General features: G+C 75.8%; 18 protein-coding genes and 1 pseudogene. All 19 read left to right on the forward strand.

The window, feature by feature from the left end:
• The first annotated feature begins 311 nt into the window (after nucleotides 1-311).
• Nucleotides 312-1,349 (forward strand): RIP metalloprotease RseP, encoded by a 1,038-nt coding sequence (rseP, locus tag E1B22_RS08725; protein WP_135225337.1) that lies wholly within the window; start codon nucleotides 312-314, stop codon nucleotides 1,347-1,349.
• Between the two features lie 201 nt (nucleotides 1,350-1,550).
• Nucleotides 1,551-2,810 (forward strand): flavodoxin-dependent (E)-4-hydroxy-3-methylbut-2-enyl-diphosphate synthase, encoded by a 1,260-nt coding sequence (gene ispG, locus E1B22_RS08730; RefSeq protein WP_135225338.1) that lies wholly within the window; start codon nucleotides 1,551-1,553, stop codon nucleotides 2,808-2,810.
• Nucleotides 2,811-3,425: 615 nt separating this feature from the next.
• Complete coding sequence (locus E1B22_RS08735; RefSeq protein ID WP_135225339.1) at nucleotides 3,426-5,186, forward strand: proline--tRNA ligase; 1,761 nt, start codon at nucleotides 3,426-3,428, stop codon at nucleotides 5,184-5,186.
• 177 nt (nucleotides 5,187-5,363) lie between these two features.
• Entirely contained in the window at nucleotides 5,364-6,635 is a 1,272-nt protein-coding gene (locus E1B22_RS08740) for a DUF4010 domain-containing protein (protein WP_135225340.1), read from the forward strand.
• Nucleotides 6,636-7,232: 597 nt separating this feature from the next.
• Nucleotides 7,233-7,694 (forward strand): ribosome maturation factor RimP, encoded by a 462-nt coding sequence (rimP, locus tag E1B22_RS08745; RefSeq protein ID WP_135225341.1) that lies wholly within the window; start codon nucleotides 7,233-7,235, stop codon nucleotides 7,692-7,694.
• A gap of 269 nt (nucleotides 7,695-7,963) precedes the next feature.
• A complete protein-coding gene (nusA, locus tag E1B22_RS08750; RefSeq protein ID WP_135225342.1) occupies nucleotides 7,964-9,427 on the forward strand; it encodes a transcription termination factor NusA in 1,464 nt (487 codons plus the stop codon).
• A 6-nt stretch (nucleotides 9,428-9,433) separates the two neighbouring features.
• Entirely contained in the window at nucleotides 9,434-9,724 is a 291-nt protein-coding gene (gene rnpM, locus E1B22_RS08755; protein ID WP_135225343.1) for an RNase P modulator RnpM, read from the forward strand.
• Entirely contained in the window at nucleotides 9,708-10,085 is a 378-nt protein-coding gene (locus E1B22_RS08760) for a ribosomal L7Ae/L30e/S12e/Gadd45 family protein (RefSeq protein ID WP_243123278.1), read from the forward strand. Before rnpM ends, E1B22_RS08760 begins: the two co-directional genes overlap by 17 nt.
• 19 nt (nucleotides 10,086-10,104) lie before the next feature.
• Nucleotides 10,105-10,149, forward strand: a pseudogene (locus E1B22_RS13925) (hypothetical protein); the annotation flags it as partial.
• A 1,101-nt stretch (nucleotides 10,150-11,250) separates the two neighbouring features.
• Complete coding sequence (gene infB, locus E1B22_RS13930) at nucleotides 11,251-13,221, forward strand: translation initiation factor IF-2 (RefSeq protein WP_305791224.1); 1,971 nt, start codon at nucleotides 11,251-11,253, stop codon at nucleotides 13,219-13,221.
• 490 nt (nucleotides 13,222-13,711) lie between these two features.
• Entirely contained in the window at nucleotides 13,712-13,999 is a 288-nt protein-coding gene (locus tag E1B22_RS08770) for a DUF503 domain-containing protein (RefSeq protein ID WP_135225345.1), read from the forward strand.
• Between the two features lie 313 nt (nucleotides 14,000-14,312).
• A complete protein-coding gene (rbfA, locus tag E1B22_RS08775; protein WP_243123280.1) occupies nucleotides 14,313-14,831 on the forward strand; it encodes a 30S ribosome-binding factor RbfA in 519 nt (172 codons plus the stop codon).
• The gene (locus E1B22_RS08780; protein WP_243123281.1) at nucleotides 14,821-16,119 is read left to right on the forward strand and encodes a bifunctional oligoribonuclease/PAP phosphatase NrnA; all 1,299 of its coding nucleotides are present in this window, start codon (nucleotides 14,821-14,823) and stop codon (nucleotides 16,117-16,119) included. The genes rbfA and E1B22_RS08780 overlap by 11 nt, the downstream gene beginning before the upstream one ends.
• A complete protein-coding gene (gene truB, locus E1B22_RS08785) occupies nucleotides 16,116-17,189 on the forward strand; it encodes a tRNA pseudouridine(55) synthase TruB (protein WP_243123282.1) in 1,074 nt (357 codons plus the stop codon). Before E1B22_RS08780 ends, truB begins: the two co-directional genes overlap by 4 nt.
• Before the next feature lie 10 nt (nucleotides 17,190-17,199).
• Nucleotides 17,200-18,168, forward strand: a complete 969-nt coding sequence (locus E1B22_RS08790) for a bifunctional riboflavin kinase/FAD synthetase (protein ID WP_135225346.1) — start codon at nucleotides 17,200-17,202, stop codon at nucleotides 18,166-18,168.
• A gap of 346 nt (nucleotides 18,169-18,514) precedes the next feature.
• Nucleotides 18,515-18,784, forward strand: coding sequence for a 30S ribosomal protein S15 (gene rpsO, locus E1B22_RS08795; RefSeq protein WP_135225347.1), 270 nt, complete (start codon nucleotides 18,515-18,517; stop codon nucleotides 18,782-18,784).
• Between the two features lie 69 nt (nucleotides 18,785-18,853).
• Complete coding sequence (locus E1B22_RS08800) at nucleotides 18,854-21,103, forward strand: polyribonucleotide nucleotidyltransferase (RefSeq protein WP_135225348.1); 2,250 nt, start codon at nucleotides 18,854-18,856, stop codon at nucleotides 21,101-21,103.
• Between the two features lie 151 nt (nucleotides 21,104-21,254).
• Nucleotides 21,255-22,547: a pitrilysin family protein gene (locus E1B22_RS08805; RefSeq protein ID WP_135225349.1), complete on the forward strand. Its 1,293-nt coding sequence runs from the start codon at nucleotides 21,255-21,257 to the stop codon at nucleotides 22,545-22,547.
• The gene (gene dut / locus E1B22_RS08810; RefSeq protein ID WP_371413462.1) at nucleotides 22,544-23,176 is read left to right on the forward strand and encodes a dUTP diphosphatase; all 633 of its coding nucleotides are present in this window, start codon (nucleotides 22,544-22,546) and stop codon (nucleotides 23,174-23,176) included. Before E1B22_RS08805 ends, dut begins: the two co-directional genes overlap by 4 nt.
• Nucleotides 23,177-23,291 lie beyond the last annotated feature (115 nt).

The raw sequence follows: 23,291 nt of genomic DNA on the forward strand, positions 1-23,291 counted from the left end.
CCCCGCGGGGCGAGCCGGTGGGAGCCGGACGGCGCCCGCCCGCCGCCCCGGGCGATCCGCCGGGAACAGGGTCCGGGGCCCGGCCGGCCGCAGCGGGCATCCGCCGGGGAACACGGTCCGGGGTCCGTCCGGCCGCAGCGGGCGATCCGCGGGCATCCGGGCGGATCCCGCGGCAAGGTGTGGCGCCCCGCGCCCGGGCCGGTGGGGACGGCTTCGGGCCGGGCCGCGAGGCCGCGCGGGACCGGACGCCGCAGGCGGTGCCTGAGGCGGCCGCCGTGGCGGGGCCGGCAGACCAGGCAGGTGGTGGGTCGGTGGCGCTCCTTTGGACGGTGGCCGTCTTCGCGCTGCTCATCGTGATCCACGAGCTCGGCCACTTCTGGGCGGCCAAGCGCAGCGGCGTGCTGGTGCACGAGTTCTCCCTGGGCTTCGGTCCCCGGCTGGCCTTCGTCCGGCGCGGCGAGACGGAGTACAGCCTGCGGCTGCTGCCGCTGGGCGGGTTCGTCCGCATGGCGGGGATGCAGCCCGAGGAGGAGGGGCTCGAGCGGGTCCCTCCGGAACGCCGGTTCCTCGGGCGCCCCCTGGGCGATCGGTTTCGGATCATCGCCGCGGGACCGGTCATGAACGTGGTCCTGGCGGTGGTGCTCTTCACCCTGGTCTTCGCGGTCATCGGCGTGCCCGTCGCCCGACCCGTGGTCGGCGAGGTGGTGGCCGGATACCCCGCCGCCGAGGCCGGGCTGCAGCCGGGGGACCGGATCCTCACCATCGACGGTCGCCGCATCGCGTCCTGGGAACAGGTGGTGGCGGCCATCCAGGCGGCGGGGGGCCGCGCCGTGGAGCTCACCGTCCAGCGGGGCGACCGCGTGCTCACCGTGCGCGTCACCCCCCGACCCGATCCCCAGCGCCCGGGGGTCGGCGTCGTGGGGATCCGGCCCCAACTGGAGACCATGCGGACGGGGGTCCTGCAGGCCCTGGTCCAGGGGGCCGAGGCGACGTACCGCGTGGCGGCCGGGTTCGTCCTCGCCCTGGTGCACATGGCCACCGGCCGGGGCGGGTTCGACGTCATCGGGCCCGTGGGCATCGGGCAGCAGATCGGCGAAGCCGCCCAGGTGGGGCTGAGCCAGGTGGTGCTGCTGGCCGCGGTGCTGTCCGCCAACCTGGCCCTGGTCAACCTCCTGCCCGTCCCCGCCCTGGACGGCGGTCGCCTGCTGTTCCTGGCCGTCGAGGCGGTGCGGGGGCGGCCGGTGGACCCGGAACAGGAGAACCTGATCCACTTCCTGGGCTTCGCGCTCCTGATGCTCCTGGCCATCGTGATCACGTACCGCGACCTGGTGCGCCTGGGGGCGTCGTGACCGGGGCGGGGACGGCCGGCGACGCGCCGGCGCGTGCGCGTCGGGGGGTGCGGCGACTCCCGACCGGGCGCATCGGGCCGCGGGGTGGGCCCGGCGCCGCCCGGGCCCGGCATCCGCCGGCAGCGAAGAGGTTGCGGGGGAAGCCGGCAGGGGGACGGGGTGGATTCCGGTGCGGCGCCGCCGGGGCGGAGGAAGGAGCCCATGATGCAGATCGGCCCCAAGCCACGCCGCAAGACGCCCACCGTGTGGGTGGGGCCCGTGCCCATCGGTGGCGACCATCCCGTGGTGGTCCAGTCGATGACCAACACGGACACCGCCGACGTGGAGGCCACGGCGAACCAGGTGATCGAGCTGGCGCGGGCGGGCAGCGAGATCGTGCGGATCACCGTCAACCACGAGGAGGCCGCGGCGGCGGTGCCCCGCATCGTCGAGCGGGTGCGGGCCGCCGGGTTCTCGACCCCGCTGGTGGGCGACTTCCACTACAATGGCCACGTGCTCCTGACCCGCTTCCCCGAGTGCGCCCGGGCCCTGGACAAGTACCGCATCAACCCGGGCAACGTGGGCACCCGCCAGCGGGACCGCAACTTCGCCCAGATCATCGAGGTGGCGCTGAAGTACGACAAGCCGGTTCGCATCGGTGTGAACTGGGGTTCATTGGACCAGCAGCTGCTCACCGAGCTGATGGACGCCAACGCCCGCCGGCCCCAGCCGCGCAGCGCCCGGGAGGTGGTCCTCGAGGCCATGGTGGAGAGCGCCCTGCGGTCGGCGCGGCTGGCGGAGGAGCTGGGCATGCCCCACGACCGCATCGTCCTCAGCGCCAAGGTCTCCGAGGTCCAGGACCTGATCGCCGTGTACCGCGAGCTGGCGGCGCGGTGCGACTACCCGCTGCACCTCGGCCTGACCGAGGCCGGCATGGGGATGAAGGGCATCGTCGCCAGCACGGCCGGGCTCGCGGTGCTCCTGCAGGAGGGGATCGGCGACACGATCCGGGTGTCGCTGACGCCCACGCCCGGCGGCGATCGGGCGGAGGAGGTGCGGGTCGCCCAGCAGATCCTCCAGTCCCTGGGGCTCCGCTCCTTCATGCCCCAGGTCAGCTCCTGTCCCGGGTGCGGCCGCACCGCCAGCACCTTCTTCCAGGCGATGGCGCGGGAGGTGCAGGCCTACATCCAGCGGCGCATGCCCGAGTGGCGCCAGCGGTACCCCGGCGTGGAGGAGCTCAAGGTGGCCGTGATGGGCTGCGTCGTCAACGGACCGGGCGAGAGCCGGCACGCCGACATCGGCATCTCCCTGCCCGGCACCTTCGAGGAGCCCACCGCCCCGGTCTACGTCGACGGCGAGAAGTACACCACCCTGCGCGGCGACGACGTGGTGCCCCGCTTCCTGGAGATCCTCGAGGACTACGTGGCCCGCCGCTTCGGCGGGCGGGGCGGGGCCGGGGCAGGACGCCGCACCGGCGCGTAGGGCGCCCCAAGGGTCGGCGGGTGCGGGCGGTCGCCCGCCGGGGAAGCCGGTGTGCAGGGCCAACCGGGGGGCGGGCGCGCGGGTCCGGGAGGGCGCTCGCCGGGCGAGCCGGGGCCCAGGACCGGGGCGGGCCGCCATGCGAGCCAGCTCGAGAGGGCGCCCGCCGAACGAGCCAGGGCCCACGGCCAACCGCCATGCGAGCCGGCCCGGGAGGCCTCCCGTCATGCGACCGGGCGCGGACGCTACGCTGCGGGTGGCCCAGGCCGCCCGGGCCGAGGGAGGTCGGAGCGAGGGACGGCGGAGCGCCGGCGCGGGCGCCGGGGGCGTCCACCGGGCTGTCGGCCCCGCGACGGGGGCCGCGGGGGACGGGGCGGCATGGCCCAGGGCGGCATGGCCCAGGGGCGGCGCATCTTGTTCCGCCCCCCGGGACATGGTAGGAATAAGAGGAGAAAGGTGGCAGGACACGCCCCCTGGCGCGGGGCCGCGCACCGTCGCCCGGTACCGGCGGCGGGCGCCCGCCCGGGGGGCGGCGCGGGCCAGCCTTTCGTCCGCAGCGGGCGAAAGGCTTTTTTCACGCTTTCCATCAGCCCACGGGTGCGACGGGAGGCGGAAGCCATGCGGTGGAGCCGGCTGCTGATCCCGACCCTGCGGGACGACCCGGCGGAGGCGGAGATCGCCAGCCACCGCCTGATGCTGCGGGCGGGGCTGATCCGCAGGGTGACGGCGGGCATCTACGAGTGGCTGCCCCTCGGGCGACGGGCGGTGGCCAAGGTGGAGGCCATCGTGCGGGAGGAGATGGACCGCAAGGGTGGGCTCGAGGTGGGGCTGCCCATCGTCCAGCCGGCCGAGCTGTGGCGCGAGACGGGGCGGTGGGCGGAGTACGGCGAGGAGATGTGGCGGCTCAAGGACCGCCACGGCCGGGAGTACTGCCTCGGCCCGACCCACGAGGAGATCATCACCGACCTCGTGCGGGCCACGGTGAGCTCCTACCGGCAGCTGCCCCTGCTGCTCTACCAGATCCAGAACAAGTACCGGGACGAGATCCGGCCGCGCTTCGGCGTCATGCGGGCCCGGGAGTTCGTGATGAAGGATGCCTACTCCTTTGACGTCGACGCCGAGGGGTTGGAACGCAGCTATCGGGCCATGGACGACGCCTACCGGCGCATCTTCAGTCGCTGCGGCCTGGTCTTCCGGGTGGTGGCGGCCGACCCGGGCGCCATCGGCGGCTCGGGCACCCACGAGTTCATGGCCCTGGCGGACTACGGCGAGGCGCTGATCGTATACTGCGATGCGTGCGGCTACGCCGCCAACGTGGAGAAGGCGACGAACCGGCTGGCCCCGCCGGCCGAGGAGCCGCCGCGGCCCCTGGAGAAGCGGCCGACGCCTGGGGTGCGCACCATCGCCCAGCTGGCCGAGGCGGAGGGCATCCCGCCCGCGCGGCAGATCAAGATCCTCTTCTACTGGGCGATCTACGAGGGACGCGAGCCCCAGCTGGTGGCGGCGCTGGTGCGCGGCGACCGCGAGCTCAACGAGGTCAAGCTGAAGAACGCCATGGGGGCGCTGGCGGTGCGGATGGCCGACCGCGCCGAGGTCTTGGAGGTGGCGGGCGTGCCCACGGGCTCGGCGGGTCCCGTGGGGCTCGAGGGGGTGCCCGTCCTGGCCGACGAGGAGGTCATGGCGCTGCGCAACACCGTCTGCGGCGCCAACGAAGAGGGCTACCACTACTTCAACGTCAACCCGGGGCGGGATTTCACCCCGGACCGCGTGACGGACCTGCGGCTGGTCGGGCCGGGCGACGCCTGCCCCGAGTGCGGCGCGCCGATGGCCTCCGCCCGGGGCATCGAGGTGGGCCAGATCTTCAAGCTGTGGACGAAGTACAGCGAGGCGCTACACTGCACCTTCAAGGACGCCGAGGGCCGGGAGCGGCCGATGGTGATGGGCTGCTACGGCATCGGCGTCACCCGTACGGTGGCGGCGGTGATCGAGCAGCACCACGACGAGAGGGGGATCATCTGGCCCATGTCCGTCGCCCCCTTCCACGCGGTGGTGGTGCCGGTCAACTATGCCGAAGCCGACCAGCGCGAGGCGGCCGAGCGCATCTACAGCGCGCTGCAGGAGGCCGGCGTGGAGGCCGTGCTGGACGACCGGGACGAGCGGCCCGGCGTGAAGTTCAACGATGCCGACCTGGTTGGGTTCCCCCTGCGGGTGACGGTGGGGCCGCGCAGCCTGGCCGAGGGCAAGGTGGAGATCGTCGACCGGGCCACCGGCCAGGCCGACCCGGTGCCGGTGGAGCAGGCGGCCGCTGAGGTGGCGCGGCGCGTCCGGGCGGCCCTGGACGAGTTGAACCGGCGCGACGGCTCCCTGGGCAAGCGCTGAGCCTCGCCACCGCGGGATCCCGCGCCGGCCAGCCGGCCCTCGCCCGTCCACCGGTCCGGGGTGCCCGAGGGGCCGCGCCCGGCACGCCCCGGGGGCGGGCGGTCGATCCGTGGCGCCCGGCACCGGGGCCGACGGCCAGCGGGGCGCACCGGGTTCCCCGGGGAGGAGGGGCGGCCGATGCGGCCGGAGGCGACGCTGCTGGATCTGCAGAACCTGGCGCTGTCCCTGGCCCTGGGCCTGCTGGTGGGCCTCGAGCGGCACCGGGCGGGCAAGGAGCTGGGCATGCGCACCTTTGCCTTCACCGCGCTGGCGGGGACGCTGGCCGCCTCGGCGGATCCACCGTACCGGCTGCCCTTCATGCTGGCGGTGCTGGGGTTCACCGCCCTGCTGGTGCTGATCAACAGCTGGCAGAACCTGCGGGCGCAGGAGAGCGTGGAGATCACCACCTCGGTGGCCCTGCTGCTCACCGCCCTCAACGGCATCCTGGTCGGGCGGGGGCAGATCTTCACCCCGGTGGCGGCCACCATCCTGATGCTGTTGCTGCTGGCGTGGAAGGAGGAGCTGGTGGGCTGGACCGAGCTGATCTCCCGGGACGAGCTCCACGCCGCCATCTACCTGGGCGTGATCACCTTCGTCATCCTGCCCGTGTTGCCGCGGGAGCCCGTGGACCCATGGGGTCTGTTCGACCTGCGCCGGGTGTGGCTGATGGTGGTGCTGATCTCCGCCATCGGCTTCGCCAACTACGTGCTGCTCCGCGTCTACGGGGCCCGGGGGGTCAGCTACACGGGCTTCCTCGGCGGCCTGGTCAACAGCACCGCCACGGTGGCCGAGATGGCGATCAAGGTGGGGGAGAGCCCCGCCCTGGAGCCCTTCGCCTTCCGGGGGGTGATGCTGGCCAAGGCGGCGATGTTCGTCCGCAACGGCCTGATCCTCGGGCTCTTCGCGCCGATGGCGCTGCCCTACGGCCTGTTGCCGGTGGGGCTGATGCTGCTGGTGGCCCTCGCCCTGGCGTGGCGCGCCCGGGTCGCGGCCGGCGAAGGGGTCCCGGCGGTGCGCCTCTCGTCCCCCTTTTCGCTGCGGGCGGCGCTGGAGTTCGGCATGGTGTTCCTGGTCCTCAACGTCGTCGCCACCCTGGGCCAGCGCCACCTGGGCAGTGCGGGCTTCTACGTGGTGAGCTTCCTCGGCGGGCTGGTCTCCAGCGCCTCCAGCGCGGCCACCGCCGCCAACCTGGCCGCGCAGGGGCGGATCGACCCGGTCCAGGCCGCCTACGGCACGGTGCTGGCCTCCCTGGCCAGCGCCGTGATCCTCGTGCCCATCGTCCACCGGGGGGCGCGGGGAACGGCGCTCGGCCGACGGATCCTCTACACCATCGCCTGGATGGCGGTGGCGGGCGGGGTGGGCCTGGCCCTCAACCCGCTGTTCCTCCAAAGCAGCGGCCTCGGCCGCTAGGCGTCCGCCGGCGGTGGGCGCAGCGGGGGATCCGACCCCGCGCCCGGTGCCGCGGGAGGGGGGCTCGCGTCCTGCGCCGTCGGCGGGGGCCGGGGCGGCGGTTCGGTCGGCGGCGACCCGCGCGGTCCCGCAGTCCGATGGCTGACCGCGCCGGGGCCAGTGGACGCCGCGGCCACAGCCCATGGGGCGAACGGGCGTGGGAGAGCGATGGCGGTCGTCGGCGCCGGAGCGGACGCCGGGCGGCGCGGGGGGCGGATGCCGAGCGACGCGGGGCGGAGCGGATGGCGACGGGGCCCAGCCCGCGGGGGGCCCGTCCCCGCCCATCGCGCGGCGACCGACGGTTCCTTGCCGGGTCCTGGGCGCTGTGCTATACTCAGGACAAGGTAGCGCCCCCGGGGCGCTGGTCTTGCTTCTGGGCAGGTGTGCCCGGCCGCGGTGGCCGGGCGGCCGTTGGGGACCCGGCGGGGCGCCCCGCCGGGCGATGCCGCCAACCAGCGATGGTCCCGGAAGAGTGGGTCCCGCGCCCACTCTTTTCGATCGTTTGGGGGCGATGTCGCGTCGGCGCGCCAGGGACGATGCCCCCGGGGAGGCGACACGGTGAGCAATCGCAAGGTCGAGGCGGCCGTGGAGGCCGTGGCCGCGCCCCTGGCGGAGGCCCGGGGGCTGGTGCTCCTGGACGTGGAGTACCAGCGCGAGGGGCGCCGCTGGTTCCTGCGGTGTGTGGTGGATCGTCCGGGTGGCGTGACCATGGACGAGTGCGCCGCCTTCAGCGAGGCCCTCGACCCGGTGCTGGAGGGTGTGGCAGGGCTCGACGAGGACGTGGTCGTGGAGGTCATGTCCCCCGGCCTCGACCGCACGCTGCGCAACGACCGGGAGTTCGCCTGGTTCCGCGGCCGGGAGGTGGAGGTGACCACCTACCGGCCGGTGGAGGGCCGGCGCCACTTCCTGGGCCGGCTGGAGGGGTTGGAGGACGGCGCCGTCGTGGTCACCGACGCGGAGGGCTCCCACCGCATCCCCCGGGACGCGGTCGCCAAGGCCCGCCTGCACGTCCGGATCTGACGGGCACCGGACGGTGGCGGCGGACGAACCCGCGGCGGCCGCCCACGGGCTGTGGCCGCGGTGGCGCGGCAGGGCTCGGCCGCGGGGCGGTGACCCGCACGGCGTGGCCGGTTCGTCCCGCCGCGTGGGCTCTCGGCGGGTTGACCAGCGGCGCCCCGGGGGCCTGGGCCCGAGCGCGGCCGGTTCGTCCCACCGGGTGGGGTCTCGGCGGGGGTCCCTCGCCAGGGCAGGGGGTCCGGTGTCAGGGGAAAGGAGGCGCCTGGCCGCCCATGAATGTGGAGTTCATCGAGGCGCTGGAGGATCTGGAGCGACAGCGGGGCATCGACAAGGACACGCTGCTCGAGGCCATCGAAGCGGCGCTGGTGGCCGCCTTTCGTCGCCACTTCGGCACCGCCCAGAACGTGGCGGTGCGCATCGACCGGGAGACGGGCGAGATCCGGGTGGTGGCGCGCCGCGAGGTGGTGGAGCAGGTGGAGGACCCCGCGACCCAGATCAGCCTGGCCGAAGCCCGGGAGATCGACCCGCGGTACCAGGTGGGCGACGTGGTGGAGCAGGAGGTGACGCCGCGGGCGTTCGGGCGCATCGCCGCCCAGACCGCCAAGCAGGTGGTCCTCCAGCGCATCCGGGAGGCCGAGCGCGACCTGATCTACGAGGAGTTCATCGCCCGCGAGGGTGACATCGTCACCGGCGTGGTCCAGCGGGTGCAGGGGCGCAACGTGCTGGTCGACCTGGGGCGCACGGAGACGGTCCTGTTCCCGTCGGAGCAGATCCCCGGCGAGCGGTATCGCCCCGGCGACCGCATCAAGGTCTACATCGTCGAGGTGCGGAAGACGCCCAAGGGCCCGCAGATCCTGATCTCCCGCACCCACCCCAACCTGCTCAAGCGGCTGTTCGAGCTGGAGGTGCCGGAGATCCACGACGGCATCGTCGAGATCAAGGAGGCGGTGCGGGAGCCCGGCGTGCGGGCCAAGGTGGCCGTCGACACCCGCGACGAGCGGGTGGACCCGGTGGGCGCCTGCGTCGGCCCGCGCGGCATCCGCGTCCAGGCGGTGGTGGCGGAGCTTCGGGGCGAGCGCATCGACGTGATCCGCTGGGCGGAGGAGCCGGAGCAGTTCGTGGCCAACGCCCTCTCGCCGGCCAAGGTGACGCGGGTGATCCTGGAGCCGGAGACCCGGGTGGCGCGGGTCATCGTGCCCGACCACCAGCTGTCCCTGGCCATCGGCAAGGAGGGGCAGAACGCGCGCCTCGCGGCCCGGCTGACGGGCTGGAAGATCGACATCCATGCCGAGTCCCAGGCGCAGGAGCTGCTGGCCCGGGCCGACGAGTGGGACATCGACGCGGTGTTGGCCGGCGTCGGGCGGGATGAGGGCGGCGATGCCGCCGGGGACGCCGGCGACGACCTGGACGACCTGTTCGCTCCCGGCGCCCTGGACCGCGCGCGGGAGGAGGCCGAGGCCGCGGCCGACGCCTGGGATCCGTGGGCGGACAAACCGGCCGGCGCGGCTGAGGACGCGGCTCGGGATGGGACCGCCGAGGACGAGGACGGCGCCGGGGAGGACGCCGAGGCGACGGCGACCGAGGAGGAGGCGGCCCGCGGCGGCGACGCCGCAGGCCGGGCGCCGGCCGCGGAGGATGAGTCGGGGGAGGGGGACGCCGCCGGCGAGGGCGGCGCCGACGAACCCGGCGAGGACGCGGACGGGGACGCCGAGGCCGACCAGCGAGGAGCGAGGTGAGGCGCCGTGCCCCGACACGTGCCGCAGCGGACCTGCATCGGCTGCCGGACGATCCGGCCCAAGCGCGAGCTCCTGCGGGTGGTGCGCACCCCCGAGGGGGAGGTGCTCTTCGACCCAACCGGGCGCAAGGCGGGCCGCGGCGCCTACCTGTGTCCCGATCCTCGGTGCCTCGAACGCGCCCTGAAGGCGCGGGAGCTGGGCCGCGCCCTCAAGACCGAGGTGGACCCGGCCACGGTGGAGGCGTTGCGGCGCCAGCTCGCGGCGCTGGTGGCGGAGGCGGATGCCGGTGGCGGTTAAGGGCGACCCCATGGGGCTGCTGGGCCTCGCCCGGCGGGCGGGGCAGCTGGCCGCCGGCGACCACGCCGTGCGCTTCGCCCTGCAGCGCGGCCGGGCGGCCCTGGTGCTGGTGGCGGAGGACGCCGGCGCCGCCTGCCGACGGCGGTTCGCCCACCTCACCAGCCGGGAGGCGGTGCCGATGGTCGTCTGGGGCCGCAAGGCCGAGCTCGGTGCGGCGCTGGGGCGCTCCCAGTGCGCCGTGCTGGCGGTGACGGACAAGGGGCTGGCCGCCGCCCTGCGGGAGCGGCTGCCCGCGGGGACCGGAGGAACGGGCGCAGAATCGGGGGGTGAGCCGTTTGTCGCGAAGCATCCGCATCTATGAGCTGGCTCGCAAGCTGGGTGTGCAGAGCAAGGAGATCCTGCGCATCCTGCACGACGAGCTGAACATCGACATCCAGAACCACATGAGCACGATCAACGACCAGGTGGCGCGCCGGATCACCCAGATTCTGCGCGGCGACTCCGGGCCCGCGGGGCAGTCGGGTGGATCGGGTCCGACCGGCGGCGCCGCCTCGCGGTCGGCCGGTGGCGCGGGGGGACGGGACGGCGCCCGCGGGGGCGCCGACGTCGCGGGCGCCCGGACCGCGCCGTCGGGCGGTGGACGGGAGCCGGGGCGCGCCGGGGCGTCTGGCGGCCCGGGAGCGGCGGCGACCGGCCGGCCCGCGGCCGGCGGGTCGGCGGCGGCCGGCGCCCGCGCCGGCCAAGGACCGAAGGCCGGGGCCGCCGGCGCCGAGAGCCCACGAGCGGCGGCGCCAACCAACGGGGCCCCCGGGCGGTCCGCGGCGGCGGACCGCCCGGGCGGATCGGCGGCCCGCCCCGCGATGGGCGCGGGCGATGGTGCCCGCCGCGGTCCCGCCGGGGGCCCCGCGACGGCGGCCAACGGTGCGGGTACGGGGAAGCAGGCCGGCCGCACCGGCGAGGCCGGCGCCGCCCCGCGCCCGGCGCCGGGGGCGGCGGGGGCGCGGCCGGGAGGCGCCCCCGCCCCCCAGGGACCCCAGGCCCCGGGGGCGGCGGGTGGCGCGCGCCCGGGCGCGCCGGCGCCCGGCGCGCCCGGGCGGAGCGCCCCGGCCGGGGCCGGCGCCCGGGGCGGCCAGGGTGCCCCGGCGCCGGCGGGCCGTGGCGGGCCGGCTGCGGCCGGTGGTGGCGGTGCGGGGGCGTCCGGCACGCCGCGGCGTGAGGAGCGCCGGGGCGACCGGGCCGCCCCGCGGCCCGGTCGCCCCGGGGACGGCCGTCCGGCCGGCGGCGGCCGGCCGGACAGCCGGGGCGCCGGCCAGCCCCAGGGGCAGGGCCGGCCCGCGGGACAGGGCCAGGGCCGGCCGGGCGGGGCCGGGGGGCCCCGCCCGGCCGGCGGCGCGGGGGCCCGCCCCGGCGCCGGCCGCGCCGGGGCGGGCCCGCGGCCGGGGGCTGGACGCCCCGGCGGGCCGCGGCCGGGGGGCGGGCGGCCCGGTGGGGGCTTCGCCCCGCCGCGGCCTGCGGGGCGTCCCGGCATGGCAGGGCGGCCCGGGGCCGGCCGTCCCGGCGGGGGTCCGGCCCGGCGGGGCGGCAAGCGCAAGGAGAAGGAGTACGTCCGCGACGAGCGGGACTTCCTGGACGAGGACGACGAGGGCAAGCTCTTCGGCGGCCGCAAGGAGGAGCGTCGGCGCCGTCGCGCCCAGGAGCAGGCCACCCACGAGATCCGGCACGGCTCGCGGGTGGGCGGTGAGGTCACGCTGACCGGCGCCGTCACCGTGGGGGCCTTCGCCGAACTCCTGGGCGTCACCCCGGCCCAGGTGATCCAGACCCTGATCGGCATGGGGGTCATGGCCGCGATCAACCAGGAGATCGACGCCTCGGTGGCGGCCAAGGTGGCGGAGAAGTTCGGCTTCACCGTCAAGATCCAGGAGCCCGAGCCCGAGCTGGTCAAGAAGCCCGAGCCGGCGGCGGAGGAGGACGACGCGTCCCAGCTCCAGCCGCGCTGGCCGGTGGTCACGGTGCTGGGCCACGTCGACCACGGCAAGACCTCGTTGCTCGACCGGATCCGCCAGACGCGGGTCACCGACCAGGAGGCGGGCGGCATCACCCAGCACATCGGCGCCTCGGTGGTGGAGGTCGGCGACAAGAAGATCGTCTTCCTCGACACGCCGGGCCACGAGGCGTTCACCGCCCTGCGCGCCCGGGGCGCCCAGGTGACGGACATCGCGGTGCTGGTGGTGGCGGCGGACGACGGCGTCATGCCCCAGACGGTGGAGGCCATCAACCACGCCCGGGCGGCGGGCGTGCCCATCGTGGTGGCCATCACCAAGGTCGACAAGCCGGAGGCCAACCCCGAGCGCGTGCGCCAGCAGCTGACGGAGTTCAACCTGGTGCCGGAGGAGTGGGGCGGCGACACCGTCATGGTCGAGGTCTCCGCCCACACCGGCCAGGGGATCCAGGAGCTGCTGGAGATGATCCTGCTGGTGGCGGAGCTGCAGGAGCTGAAGGCCAACCCCAACCGACCCGCGCGCGGCACGGTGATCGAGGCCAAGCTGGAGCGCGGCCGGGGGCCGGTGGCCACGGTCCTGGTGCAGAACGGGACCCTGCGGGTGGGGGACGCCTTCGTCTGCGGGACGACCTACGGCCGGGTGCGCGCCCTGTTCGACGACCGCGGCCGCCCGCTCCAGGAGGCCGGCCCCTCCACGCCCGTCGAGGTGCTGGGCGCCTCCGAGGTGCCCGAGGCCGGCGACCGCCTGGAGGTGGTGGCCGACGAGCGCGAGGCCCGGGAGATCGCCGAACGGCGCCAGGAGGAGCGGCGGCAGGAGGAGTTGCGGGTGGCCCGCGGCCTGACCCTGGAGCAGTTCGCCCAGCAGGCGGCCGGGGAGGCGGGCGAGCGGGAGCTGCGGTTGGTGGTCAAGGCCGACGTGCAGGGGTCGCTGGACGCCCTGGTGCCCGCCCTGGAGCGCCTCTCCACCGACGAGGCCTACGTGCGGGTGCTGCACACGGGCCTCGGCGCCATCAGCGAGTCCGACGTGATGCTGGCGGCGGCCTCGCGGGCGATCGTCATCGGGTTCAACGTGCGCCCCGACGCCAACGCGCGGCGGGCGGCGGACCGGGAGAACGTGGAGATCCGGACGTACCGGGTGATCTACGAGCTCCTGGACGACGTGAAGAAGGCGTTGCAGGGCCTGCTCAAGCCCGAGGTGCGCGAGGTCGTCGTCGGCCAGGCGGAGGTGCGGGCCACCTTCAAGGTGCCGGGCGTGGGCACGGTGGCGGGGTGCTACGTCACCGACGGCAAGATCGCCCGCAACGCGCGGGTGCGGGTCATCCGCGACGGCACCGTGATCTACGAGGGGCGCATCGCCTCCCTGAAGCGGTTCAAGGACGACGTGCGCGAGGTCGCCCAGGGGTACGAGTGCGGCGTCGGCATCGAGCGGTTCAACGACATCAAGGAGGGCGACGTGCTGGAGGTCTTCCAGGAGCAGGAGGTGGCCCGCGCCCTCTGAGGCGCGCCCGGGCGGGCGGCGAGAACACGGGTCTGCTTCCCGGGATGCCACCGGAAGGCGCGGCGCCGGGACGGGCCGCCCGCCCCGGCGGCCCGGTGCCCCGGGGCCGGCCGGGGCGGCGCCGGCGCGGGGCGCCGCCCCGGCGCCGAGACGACCAAGGCGTACTGGTGGCGCCCCGCGAGCGCCCGGGCCCGGGCCGCAGGGTGCGCGGGCGCCCCTGGGCCGCCGGGGCGGGGTGCCCTGGAGTGACCGGGGTCAGGGGGGCGTGGCCGCGCGACGCCCCGGAGCCCAGCCGATGGGGGGACGCCCGGGAGCCCAGCCCAGGGGGGCCCGACGCCCTCGGGCGCGCGCCCGGCCCACGGGTCGCGGCACCCCGCGTGCCGCGGCCGCGGCACGCGGGGCCCCCCCGATGGCCGGCGCGCGGCGCCCGCCATGGCCCCGGTCGACCGGCGCGTGACCCCGCCGAGACGGCGGGCCGGGAGGTGGCGGCATGCCAGCCTTCGTTGGACTCTGCCGGGTGACGCTGGCGGTTCCCGGCAGCACCTCCCTGAAGGACAAGCGGCGGGTGCTCCGCAGCATCCTGGACAGGCTGCGCCAGCGGTACGCCCTGGCGGTGGCGGAGGTCGGCGCCCAGGAGGCGTGGCAACGGGCGGAGGTCGCCTTCGCCTGCGTCAGCAGCGAGGCCCGCCGCTGTGAGGCCATCCTGGAGGAGTGCCTCCGCTGGCTGGAGACCCGATCGGACATCGAGCTGCTGGAGGTCGACAGGGAGATCCTCTGACGGGGTGCCGCGGGACCCTCTCGCCCCGCGGGATGTCGATCCCGCGCCGGCCGCGGGGGAGGGCTGGGGCGCGGGGGACCGGCCGCGGGAGGCGCCGGGCACGCGGCGCGGCCGGGGAGGCTCTGGCCGCGGGGGGCTCCGGGGCCGGCGCAGCGCCCCCCGGCGCGGGCGAGCCGTCCCCTCCCGCGGCCGGCGGGCGCGGCCTTGTCGCCCGGGGCGGGAGGGGTCCGTGGCCGCGATGCCCGCACGGTCATCCGGGCTGCCGCGTCCCGGCCGCATCCTGGGACGCGGCCCCGGGGAGGGCGGCGGTGGGGTGCGGCGGACCATGCGGGGGCAGGTGATGGGCGTGTCGGTGAAGCGCCGCGAACGGATCGCCGATGCCATCCAGGAGGCGCTGGCGGAGATCCTGCGTCGCGTCAAGGATCCGCGGGTGGGCATGGTGGGCGTGACCGGCGTCGAGCTCTCCCCCGACCTCCGTCACGCCAAGGTCCGCATCAGCGTCATCGGCGACGATGCGGCCCGCCAGCGGGCCATGGAGGGCCTCGAGCGGGCGCGCGGGTTCATCCGCTCGGAGTTGGGCCGCGCCGTCCGGCTGCGCCACGTGCCCGAGCTGGACTTCCGCCTCGACGAGTCGGCCGCCTACAGCGTGCGCATCGCCCAGCTCCTGCGCCAGATTCGGGCCCAGGAGGCCGGAACGGCCCCGGCGGGTCCCGCGGGCGGTGCGGGCGGGGCGGAAGGGGACCGCGAGGCGACGTCGGCGGGGTCCGGCGCCGGGGCCGGTGGGGCGGACGGCGGTGGCGAGGGACCGAGGGGGCAGGCGGATGGTCGGTGACCGGGGAGGCGCCATGGGACCGGAGGGGGCTCGCGGGACGGCGGCGGGCGGGTCGGCCGGCCCGGCCGGCGAGGGCGGCCCGGAGGCGGTCGTCGGGCGCCACCCGGTCGGCGGCCGCCCTGATCCCCACACCCCGTCGCCGGCTGCCGTGCCCCCTCCAGGGGAGCGGCCGGTGACGGCGGCCGGGGCGGGCGCCGCGGCCGCGGCTGGCGAGGGCGGGGGCGGTGCCGACGTCCCGCCGGGGGACGGCGGGTTCGCCCAGGTGGTGGCGGCCCTCCGGGCCGGGCGCCGGTTCGCCCTCTTCCTCCACCTCTCGCCCGACGGCGACAGCATCGGTTCCACCCTCGCCCTGGGACTCGCCCTGGAGCGGCTGGGCAAGCGGACGATCTGGGTGGGGGCGGACCTGCCCGGGGAGGCCTACCGATTCCTGCCCGGCGGCGACCGCTTCCGCCTGTGGAACGAGGTGGAGGAGGACTGGTCGCAGTACGACGCGGCCATCCTCCTCGACTGTGCCGACCTGGACCGCGTCGGCCCGGCGCGGTCGGCCATCGAGCGCATCGGCCGGATCATCAACGTGGACCACCACCCCTCCAACCGCCGGTACGGCGACGTCAACTACATCGAACCCTCGGCGGCCGCGGTGGGGGAGATCACCGCGCGCCTGATCGACGCGCTGGGGGTGCCCCTGGACGCCGCCATGGCGTACGGGATCTACACGGCGATCCTGACGGACACCGGCTCGTTCCAGTACGAGAACACCCGGCCCGAGACGCTGCGGCTGGCGGCGCGGCTGCTGGAGCTGGGCGTCGAGCCCCAGCGGGTGGCCCAGTCGGTCTTCGAGCAGCGGCCGCTGCGGGTGCTGCGGCTGCTGCGGGAGGCGCTGGGGACGCTGGAGGTGGGGGCCGGGGGTCGCCTGGCCTGGATGACCGTCTCCCGCGCCATGATGGACAGGGTCGGCGCCCAGCGCGGCGACACCGAGGGCTTCGTCAACTACCCGCGTTCCCTGGCCGGCGTGGAGGTCGCCCTGCTCTTCGTCGAGGAGCCCGACGGGCGGGTGCGCGTCAGCTGGCGCTCGAACCACGAGGTGGACGTCAGCCAGCTGGCCGCCCGCTTCGGCGGCGGGGGGCACGCCCGGGCGGCGGGGTGCACCCTGCCGGGTCCCCTGGACAAGGTGCGGGTGCAGGTGCTGCGGGACGTGGTGCGCCATCTGGAGGAACGGGCCGCATCCGGCGGTCCGGCGCCCGACGCCGGCCGCGGCGGGGTCGCCGGGCGGGAGGAGCGGCCGTGACCGCCGGGCGCGGAGCGGCGGGCGGCGTCCGGCGCCCCCGTGCCGCGACGCCGATCGAGGGGATCGTCCCGGTGCTCAAGCCGCCGGGCATGACCTCCCACGACGTGGTGGACGCGTGCCGGCGGCTCTTCGGGATCCGCCGCGTCGGCCACGCGGGGACCCTGGACCCCGCCGCCGCCGGCGTGCTGGTGGTGTGCCTGGGGACGGCCACGCGGCTCGCCGAGTACCTGAGCGACGCCGTCAAGGCGTACCGCGCCGAGATCTGGCTCGGCGTGGGCACGGACAGCCACGACAGCGAGGGACGGCTGACGGACCGGCGGCCGGCGCCGGCTGCGGACCCGGGCCTCGACGAGGGCCGCCTGCGGGCGGCGCTGGACCGCCGCCGGGGACCGCAGCTGCAGGTGCCGCCGGCGGTGTCGGCGGTCCACCAGCAGGGGGAGCGGGCCTACCGGCGCCATCGCCAGGGCCGGTCGGTGGCGCTCCCGCCCCGACCGGTGACCATCCACCGCCTGGAGCTCCGGGCCTGGTGGCCGGGCCCCTTCCCGCGCCTGCTGGTGGATGTGGTCTGCAGCAAGGGCACCTACGTGCGCGCCCTGGCCCGGGACCTGGGTGCCGACCTGGGCCGGCCGGCCACGCTGGCGGCTCTGATCCGGACCGCCCAGGGGCCCTTCGCGCTGGCGGACGCCGTCACCCTGGAGGACCTGGGCCGGGCCCTGGCGGCGGGCGAGGGACGCCGCCTCGTGGTGCCGCCCGCGCGAGCCCTGGCCTTCCTGCCCGCCTGGGTGCTGGACGACGCCGACGCCCGGCGGGTGGCCCACGGCGGCCGGCCGCGGCCCCGCCCCCACCCCTGGGACGAACCGGCCGACCGGTCCGTCCTGGAGGCCGTGGCGGCGGGCGACGCCGGGGCCCCGGCCGCCAGGGCAGGGGCGCCGGGCGGGCGGGTGCGCTTGCTGGACGAGGGCGGCCGCTTGCTGGCCGTGGCCCGGCTGGAGCGCGAGGACGCCGGCTGGCGGGCGATCCCCGAGCGGGTGCTGGGCGGCGGGGCCGGTTCGTCCGCGCGACGAGACTAGGGGAGAGGGCATGGAGATCGTCCACGGCATCGAGAACTGGTCGCCGTCGGGGCCGACGTGCGTCGCCATCGGCACCTTCGACGGCGTGCACCGGGGTCACCAGGCCCTGCTGCGCGGTGCCGTCGCCGCCGCCCGCGCTCAGCACGCCGTGGCGGTGGCGCTGACCTTCGACCCGCACCCGCTGGCCGTCCTGGCCCCCCAGCGCCTGCCGCCGCTCCTCGGCACGCTGGAGGACCGGCTGGCCCTGTTCGCGGCCCTGGGCGTGGATCGCGCCCTGGTGGCGCGGTTCGACCGGAACCTGGCGCGCACCACCGCCGAGGCGTTCACCCGCGACGTGCTGGCGGGCCGCCTCCAGGCGCGGGCGGTGTTCGTCGGGTACAACTTCCGCTTCGGCCGCGACGGCGCCGGCACCCCCGCCGACCTGGAGCGGTGGGGCCGGCGGTGGGGCTTCTGGACCCATGTGGTGCCGCCGGTGCGCATCGGCCGTCAGGCCGTCTCCAGCAGCTGGATCCGCGGCGCCCTGGAGATGGGCGAGGTGGAGGCCGCCGCCCAGGGGCTGGACCGCCTCTACTCGGTGACGGGCCGGGTGATCCGGGGCGCGGGGCGCGGCGCCAGCCTGGGATTCCCCACGGCGAACCTGGAGGTGCCGGCGGGGCTGGCCCTGCCGGCCCCGGGGGTCTACGCCGTGTGGGTGCGGGTGGGCGGGGCGCTGCATCGCGGGGTGGCCAACTTGGGGCGCCGGCCGACCTTCGGCGGCGGCGAGCTGCGCCTGGAGGTCCACCTGCTGGACGTGGCCGTCCCGCTCTACGGGCAGCGGATCCGGGTGGGCTTCGTGCGCCGGCTGCGGGAGGAGCGGCGCTTCGCGGGGCCTGCACAGCTGGCGGAGCAGATCCGTCGCGACGTGGCCGCCGCCCGCCAGATCCTGCAGGAGCCGCCGACGGCGGACCCGCTGCTGGGCGCGGCGACGCCGGGCGACTAGCGGGCCCGCGCCGGGCGGCGCGTCCCGCGGTCCCGGTGGGCGGCGGGCGGGCCGGCGCGCCCCCGCGACCCCGGTCCGTGGCGGGACCGGCGCGGCCCCGCGATCCCGGTCAGCGGGCGGCGGATGGGCGGGCGCGCCCGTGGGTGCCGGCCCCGTTTGCCAACGGCGCCGGACCGCTGTTACAATCGTTTCGACCTGGAGGCGGGTGCGACCGTCCTGCGGCCCTGGGCGGGGCGGTCCGACCCGGATCGGGCCTGCGGCGGCGATCCCCCGGCGAGGCCGGCCGTTCCTCCGGCGGCGGCGTGGCCGGGCGGGGATGCCGGGGCCCTTTGAAGGAGGAGCCGCGATGGCGCTGAGCCAGGAGCGCAAGCAGCAGCTGATCAGGGAGTTCGCGCAGCACGAGCAGGACACCGGCTCGCCGGAGGTCCAGGTGGCGATCCTGACCGAGCGGATCAACGAGCTGACCGAGCACCTGCGCCGCCACAAGAAGGACCACCACTCGCGCCGCGGCCTGCTCAAGATGGTGGGGAAGCGGCGTCGCCTGCTGCAGTACCTGAAGCGTCGCGACGCCGAGCGGTACCAGGCCCTGATCACACGCCTGGGCCTGCGGCGCTGAGTTCGTCGGCGAGAGCGGGCGCGCCGCCCGCTCTCGCCTTTGTCGGGAGGGAGGGCCAGAAGGCAGGCGATGGAGAGCCACGCAACGGAGGTCAAGAAGGTCTTCCGCACCGAGCTGGCCGGCCGCCCGCTGGTGGTGGAGATCGGGCAGCTGGCCCAGCAGGCCAACGGCAGCGCCCTGGTGCGCTACGGCGATACGGTGATCCTGGCCACGGCGACGGCCTCCAAGGAGCCGCGCCAGGGCATCGACTTCTTCCCGCCGCGGGTGGACTGGGAGGAGCGGCTGTACGCGGCCGGACGCATCCCGGGCTCCTTCTTCCGCCGCGAGGGCAAGCCCAGCGAGCGCGCCATCCTCTCGGGGCGGCTGACGGACCGGCCGCTGCGGCCCCTGTTCCCCAAGGGGTACCGCAACGAGGTGCAGATCATCGTCACCACCCTGTCCTACGACGACGACTGCTCGCCGGAGATCGCCGGCATCATCGGCGCGTCGGTGGCGCTGGGCATCTCCGACATCCCCTGGAACGGCCCCGTGGGGGCCGTGGAGGTCGGGCTGCTGGACGGGGAGCTGGTGATCAATCCCACCGCCGCCCAGCGGGAGCACAGCCGGCTGGACCTGACGGTGGCCGGGACCCGGGACGCCATCAACATGGTGGAGGCCGGCGCCCACCAGGTGCCGGAGGCCACCATCCTCGACGCCATCTTCCGCGGCCACGAGGAGATCCAGCGCCTGGTGGCGTTCCAGGAGGCCATCATCGCCCAGTGCGGCAAGCCCAAGGCGCAGCCGCCGCTCTACGAGCCCGATCCGGCCATCGCCGTGGCGGTGCGCACGCGGTACGCCGAGCGCCTGCGGGCGGCCATCAACCACCCGGACAAGCAGGCCCGCGAGCAGGCGGTGGAGGAGGTCAAGAAGGCCGCCCTGGAGGAGCTGCTGGCCGAGTTTCCCGAGGGCGAGATGGACATCAAGCACGTGCTGGACGATGTGCTCAAGGAGATCGTGCGGCGGCAGATCCTGGAGGAGGGGATCCGCCCCGACGGCCGCCGGCCTGATGAGATCCGACCCATCCACGTGGAGGTCGGCCTGTTGCCGCGGGCCCACGGCTCGGGCCTCTTCCAGCGCGGGCAGACCCAGGTGCTGACCGTCGCCTCCCTGGGCGCCCCCGGGGACCGGCAGATGCTGGACACCCTGGGCCAGATCGAGGAGTTCAAGCGATACATGCACCACTACAACTTCCCGCCCTACAGCACCGGCGAGGTGGCGCCGCTGCGGGCCCCGAGCCGGCGGGAGATCGGCCACGGCGCGTTGGCGGAGCGGGCACTGGTGCCGGTTCTTCCCGACGAGTTGGAGTTCCCCTACACCATCCGGCTGGTCTCCGAGGTGCTCAGCTCCAACGGCTCCACCTCCATGGCCAGCACCTGCGGCAGCACCCTGGCGCTGATGGACGCCGGCGTGCCGATCAAGGCGCCGGTGGCCGGCGTGGCCATGGGCCTGATCAAGGAAGGCGACCGCTTCGTCGTGCTGACGGACATCCAGGGCATCGAGGACCAGCTGGGCGACATGGACTTCAAGGTCGCCGGCACCCGCGAGGGCGTCACGGCGATCCAGATGGACATCAAGATCGCCGGCGTCGACCGCGCGGTGCTGGAGAAGGCCCTGGAGCAGGCGCGGGTCGGGCGGCTCCACATCCTGGAGAAGATGCTGGCGGTCATCGACAAGCCGCGGCCCGAGCTGTCGCCCTACGCGCCGCGGATCATCATCATGCAGATCCCGGTGGAGAAGATCCGCGAGGTCATCGGGCCCGGCGGCCGCATCGTCAACCGCATCGCCGACGAGTGCGGCGTCAAGATCGACATCGAGGACGACGGCAAGGTCTACATCTCCGCCCAGACCCAGCAGGGCGGCCAGAAGGCCAAGGAGTGGATCGAGCAGATCGTCGCCGACGTGGAGGTGGGCAGCGTCTACCTGGGCAAGGTGACGCGGCTCATGAGCTTCGGCGCCTTCGTCGAGATCCTGCCGGGGAAGGAAGGGCTCGTGCACGTGTCCCGGCTGGCGCCGCAGCGGGTGCCCAGGGTGGAGGACATGGTGCGCCCCGGGGACACCGTCCTGGTCAAGGTCGTCGAGATCGACGACCTCGGGCGGGTCAACCTCTCCCGCAAGGACGCGCTGGCGGAGCAGCCGGAGAAGCGGCACATGGAGCAGTTGAGCGGACCCCGGGCCCACGACTTCGACCAGCCCGTGCCGGTGGGCGGTGGCCGCCGCGGTGCCGCGGGCCACAACGGGCGACCCGGCGGGCCGGGTCCCCGCGGGCGACGGCGCCGCTAGGCACGGGATGGGCCGGGCCCGGCGCCGCCGGCGGGACGCGGCGGGCGCGGTGGCCCGGCGGCGGGAGGCCTCTCGGGGCGATGGGTGAAGCTTCCCTTGACGGGAAGCTTTTTCGTTGCCGGACACGGCCACGCGGCGAGGAGGGCTTGGCATGGAGGGGGCGCGAGGGATGACGGCGGGCACGGCGTCCACGCAGTACCGCGTCACCACGCTGCCCAGCGGGCTGCGGGTGGTGAGCGAGACGGTGCCGGGCGTCCGCTCCGTCACCGTGGGCGTGTGGTTCCGCACCGGTTCCCGGGACGAACCGGACGAGCGGGCGGGCATCGCCCACCTGCTGGAACACATGACCTTCAAGGGCACCGAGACCCGCACCGCCCGGGAGCTGGCCGAGGTGGTCGACCGGGTGGGCGGTCAGATCAACGCATATACCTCCAAGGAGGACACCTCCTTCTACATCCGCGTGCTCGACGAGCACTTCGGCCTGGCCATGGAGGTGCTGGCCGACATGCTCCTCCGCTCCCGGTTCGACCCCGCGGACCTGGAGCGGGAGAAGCGGGTGATCCTGGAAGAGATCAAGATGTACGAGGACGATCCCGAGGACGTGGTCCAGGACCTGGTGGTCCAGACCCTGTGGCCGGGCCACCCCCTGGGTCGGCCGGTGATCGGCTGGGAGTCGACCGTGGGCGCCGTCGACCGCGCGGCGCTGGTGGACTTCTGGCGTCAGCACTACGAGCCGGGTCGCACGGTGATCGCCGTGGCCGGCCACGTCGAGCACGGGCGGGTGCTGGAGGAGGTGGAGCGCTGGTTCGCGGGCTGGCGGCGGACCGGTGCGCCCACCCGCCTGCGGCCCCCGGCGCCGCAGCGCGCCGAGGCGTGGCGCCAGAAGCCCATCGAACAGGTCCACCTGTGCGTCGCGGCGCCCGCCGCCGCCTACGGCAGCGACGACCTCTACCCCGAACTGGTGTTGACCAACATCCTGGGCGGGACGTCCAGCTCGCGGCTCTTCCAGGTGATCCGGGAGGACCACGGCCTGGCCTATTCGGTCTACACCTTCCACGGCGGCTACTCCGACACGGGGCTCTTCGGCATCTACGCCGCCACCAGCCCGGAGACGGCCGCGCGCGTCCTGGAGCTGATCGGGCAGGAGTGCCGCAAGGTGCGGCGGGAAGGGGTGACGGCGGACGAACTGGCCCGGACGCGGGATCAGATCAAGGCGAACCTGCTCATGGGGCTGGAGAGCACGGGCCAGCGGATGAACCGGCTCGGCCGCACCCTGTTGATGTTGGGCCGCGTGGTGACGGTGGAGGAAGTGGTGGCGCGCATCGAGGCGGTGACCGCCGACCAGGTGGTGGCGGCGGCGGAGCGCCTGCTGGACCCCGAGCGATGGGCTGTGGCGGGGACCGGGCCGGCCCCATCCATGGCCCTGAGGGAGGGGCTGGCATGAGCCGACGCGAGGGGCGGCCCCGAGGCGCGGCGCCGGGCGGCGTCGACGGGGAGGGCGGCCCCCGGGCGGCGGGCCCGCCCCCGGGGGCCGCGCCGGCTCCCATGACGGCCGGCGGGGTACCGCCGGCGGGCCGGGAGGCGGCCGGCGTGGCGTCCGCGGCCGGCGCCGCGGACGCCCCGACAGGTGGTGCTGCCGTGACGGTGGCCGTGCGGCGGCTCCACCCGCGGGCGCGACTGCCGGTCTACGCCACCGAGCTGGCCGCCGGGTGCGATCTCGCGGCCGCGCTGGATGCGCCGGTGGAGGTCCCCCCAGGAGGGACCTGCCGGATCCCCACCGGGATCGCCATCGCCCTGCCGCCGGGCTTCGAGGCCCAGGTGCGGCCGCGCAGCGGGCTGGCGGCGCGCCACGGGCTGACGGTGCTCAACGCGCCGGGCACCATCGACGCCGACTACCGCGGGGAGATCCAGGTGCTGCTGGTCAACCTGGGCAGGGAGACGGTGCGGGTGGAGCCCGGCGACCGCATCGCCCAGCTGGTGGTGGCGCCGGTGGCCCGGGCCCGGTTCGTCGAGGTCTCGGCGCTGCCGCCGACCGCCCGCGGTGAGGGCGGCTTCGGCAGCACCGGCCGGTAGTCGCCGCCGCGGCCGCGTCGGCGCCGGCGCCCGGTGGCGCGGGCGCCGCAGGGCGGCGCGGCGGCCGGCGGGACGCGCGTCCGCACCCCGCGGGCCCGTGCGGCCGGCCGTCGAG

The organism is Thermaerobacter sp. FW80 (assembly GCF_004634385.1).
In the GTDB taxonomy this organism is placed as follows: domain Bacteria; phylum Bacillota; class Sulfobacillia; order Thermaerobacterales; family Thermaerobacteraceae; genus Thermaerobacter; species Thermaerobacter composti.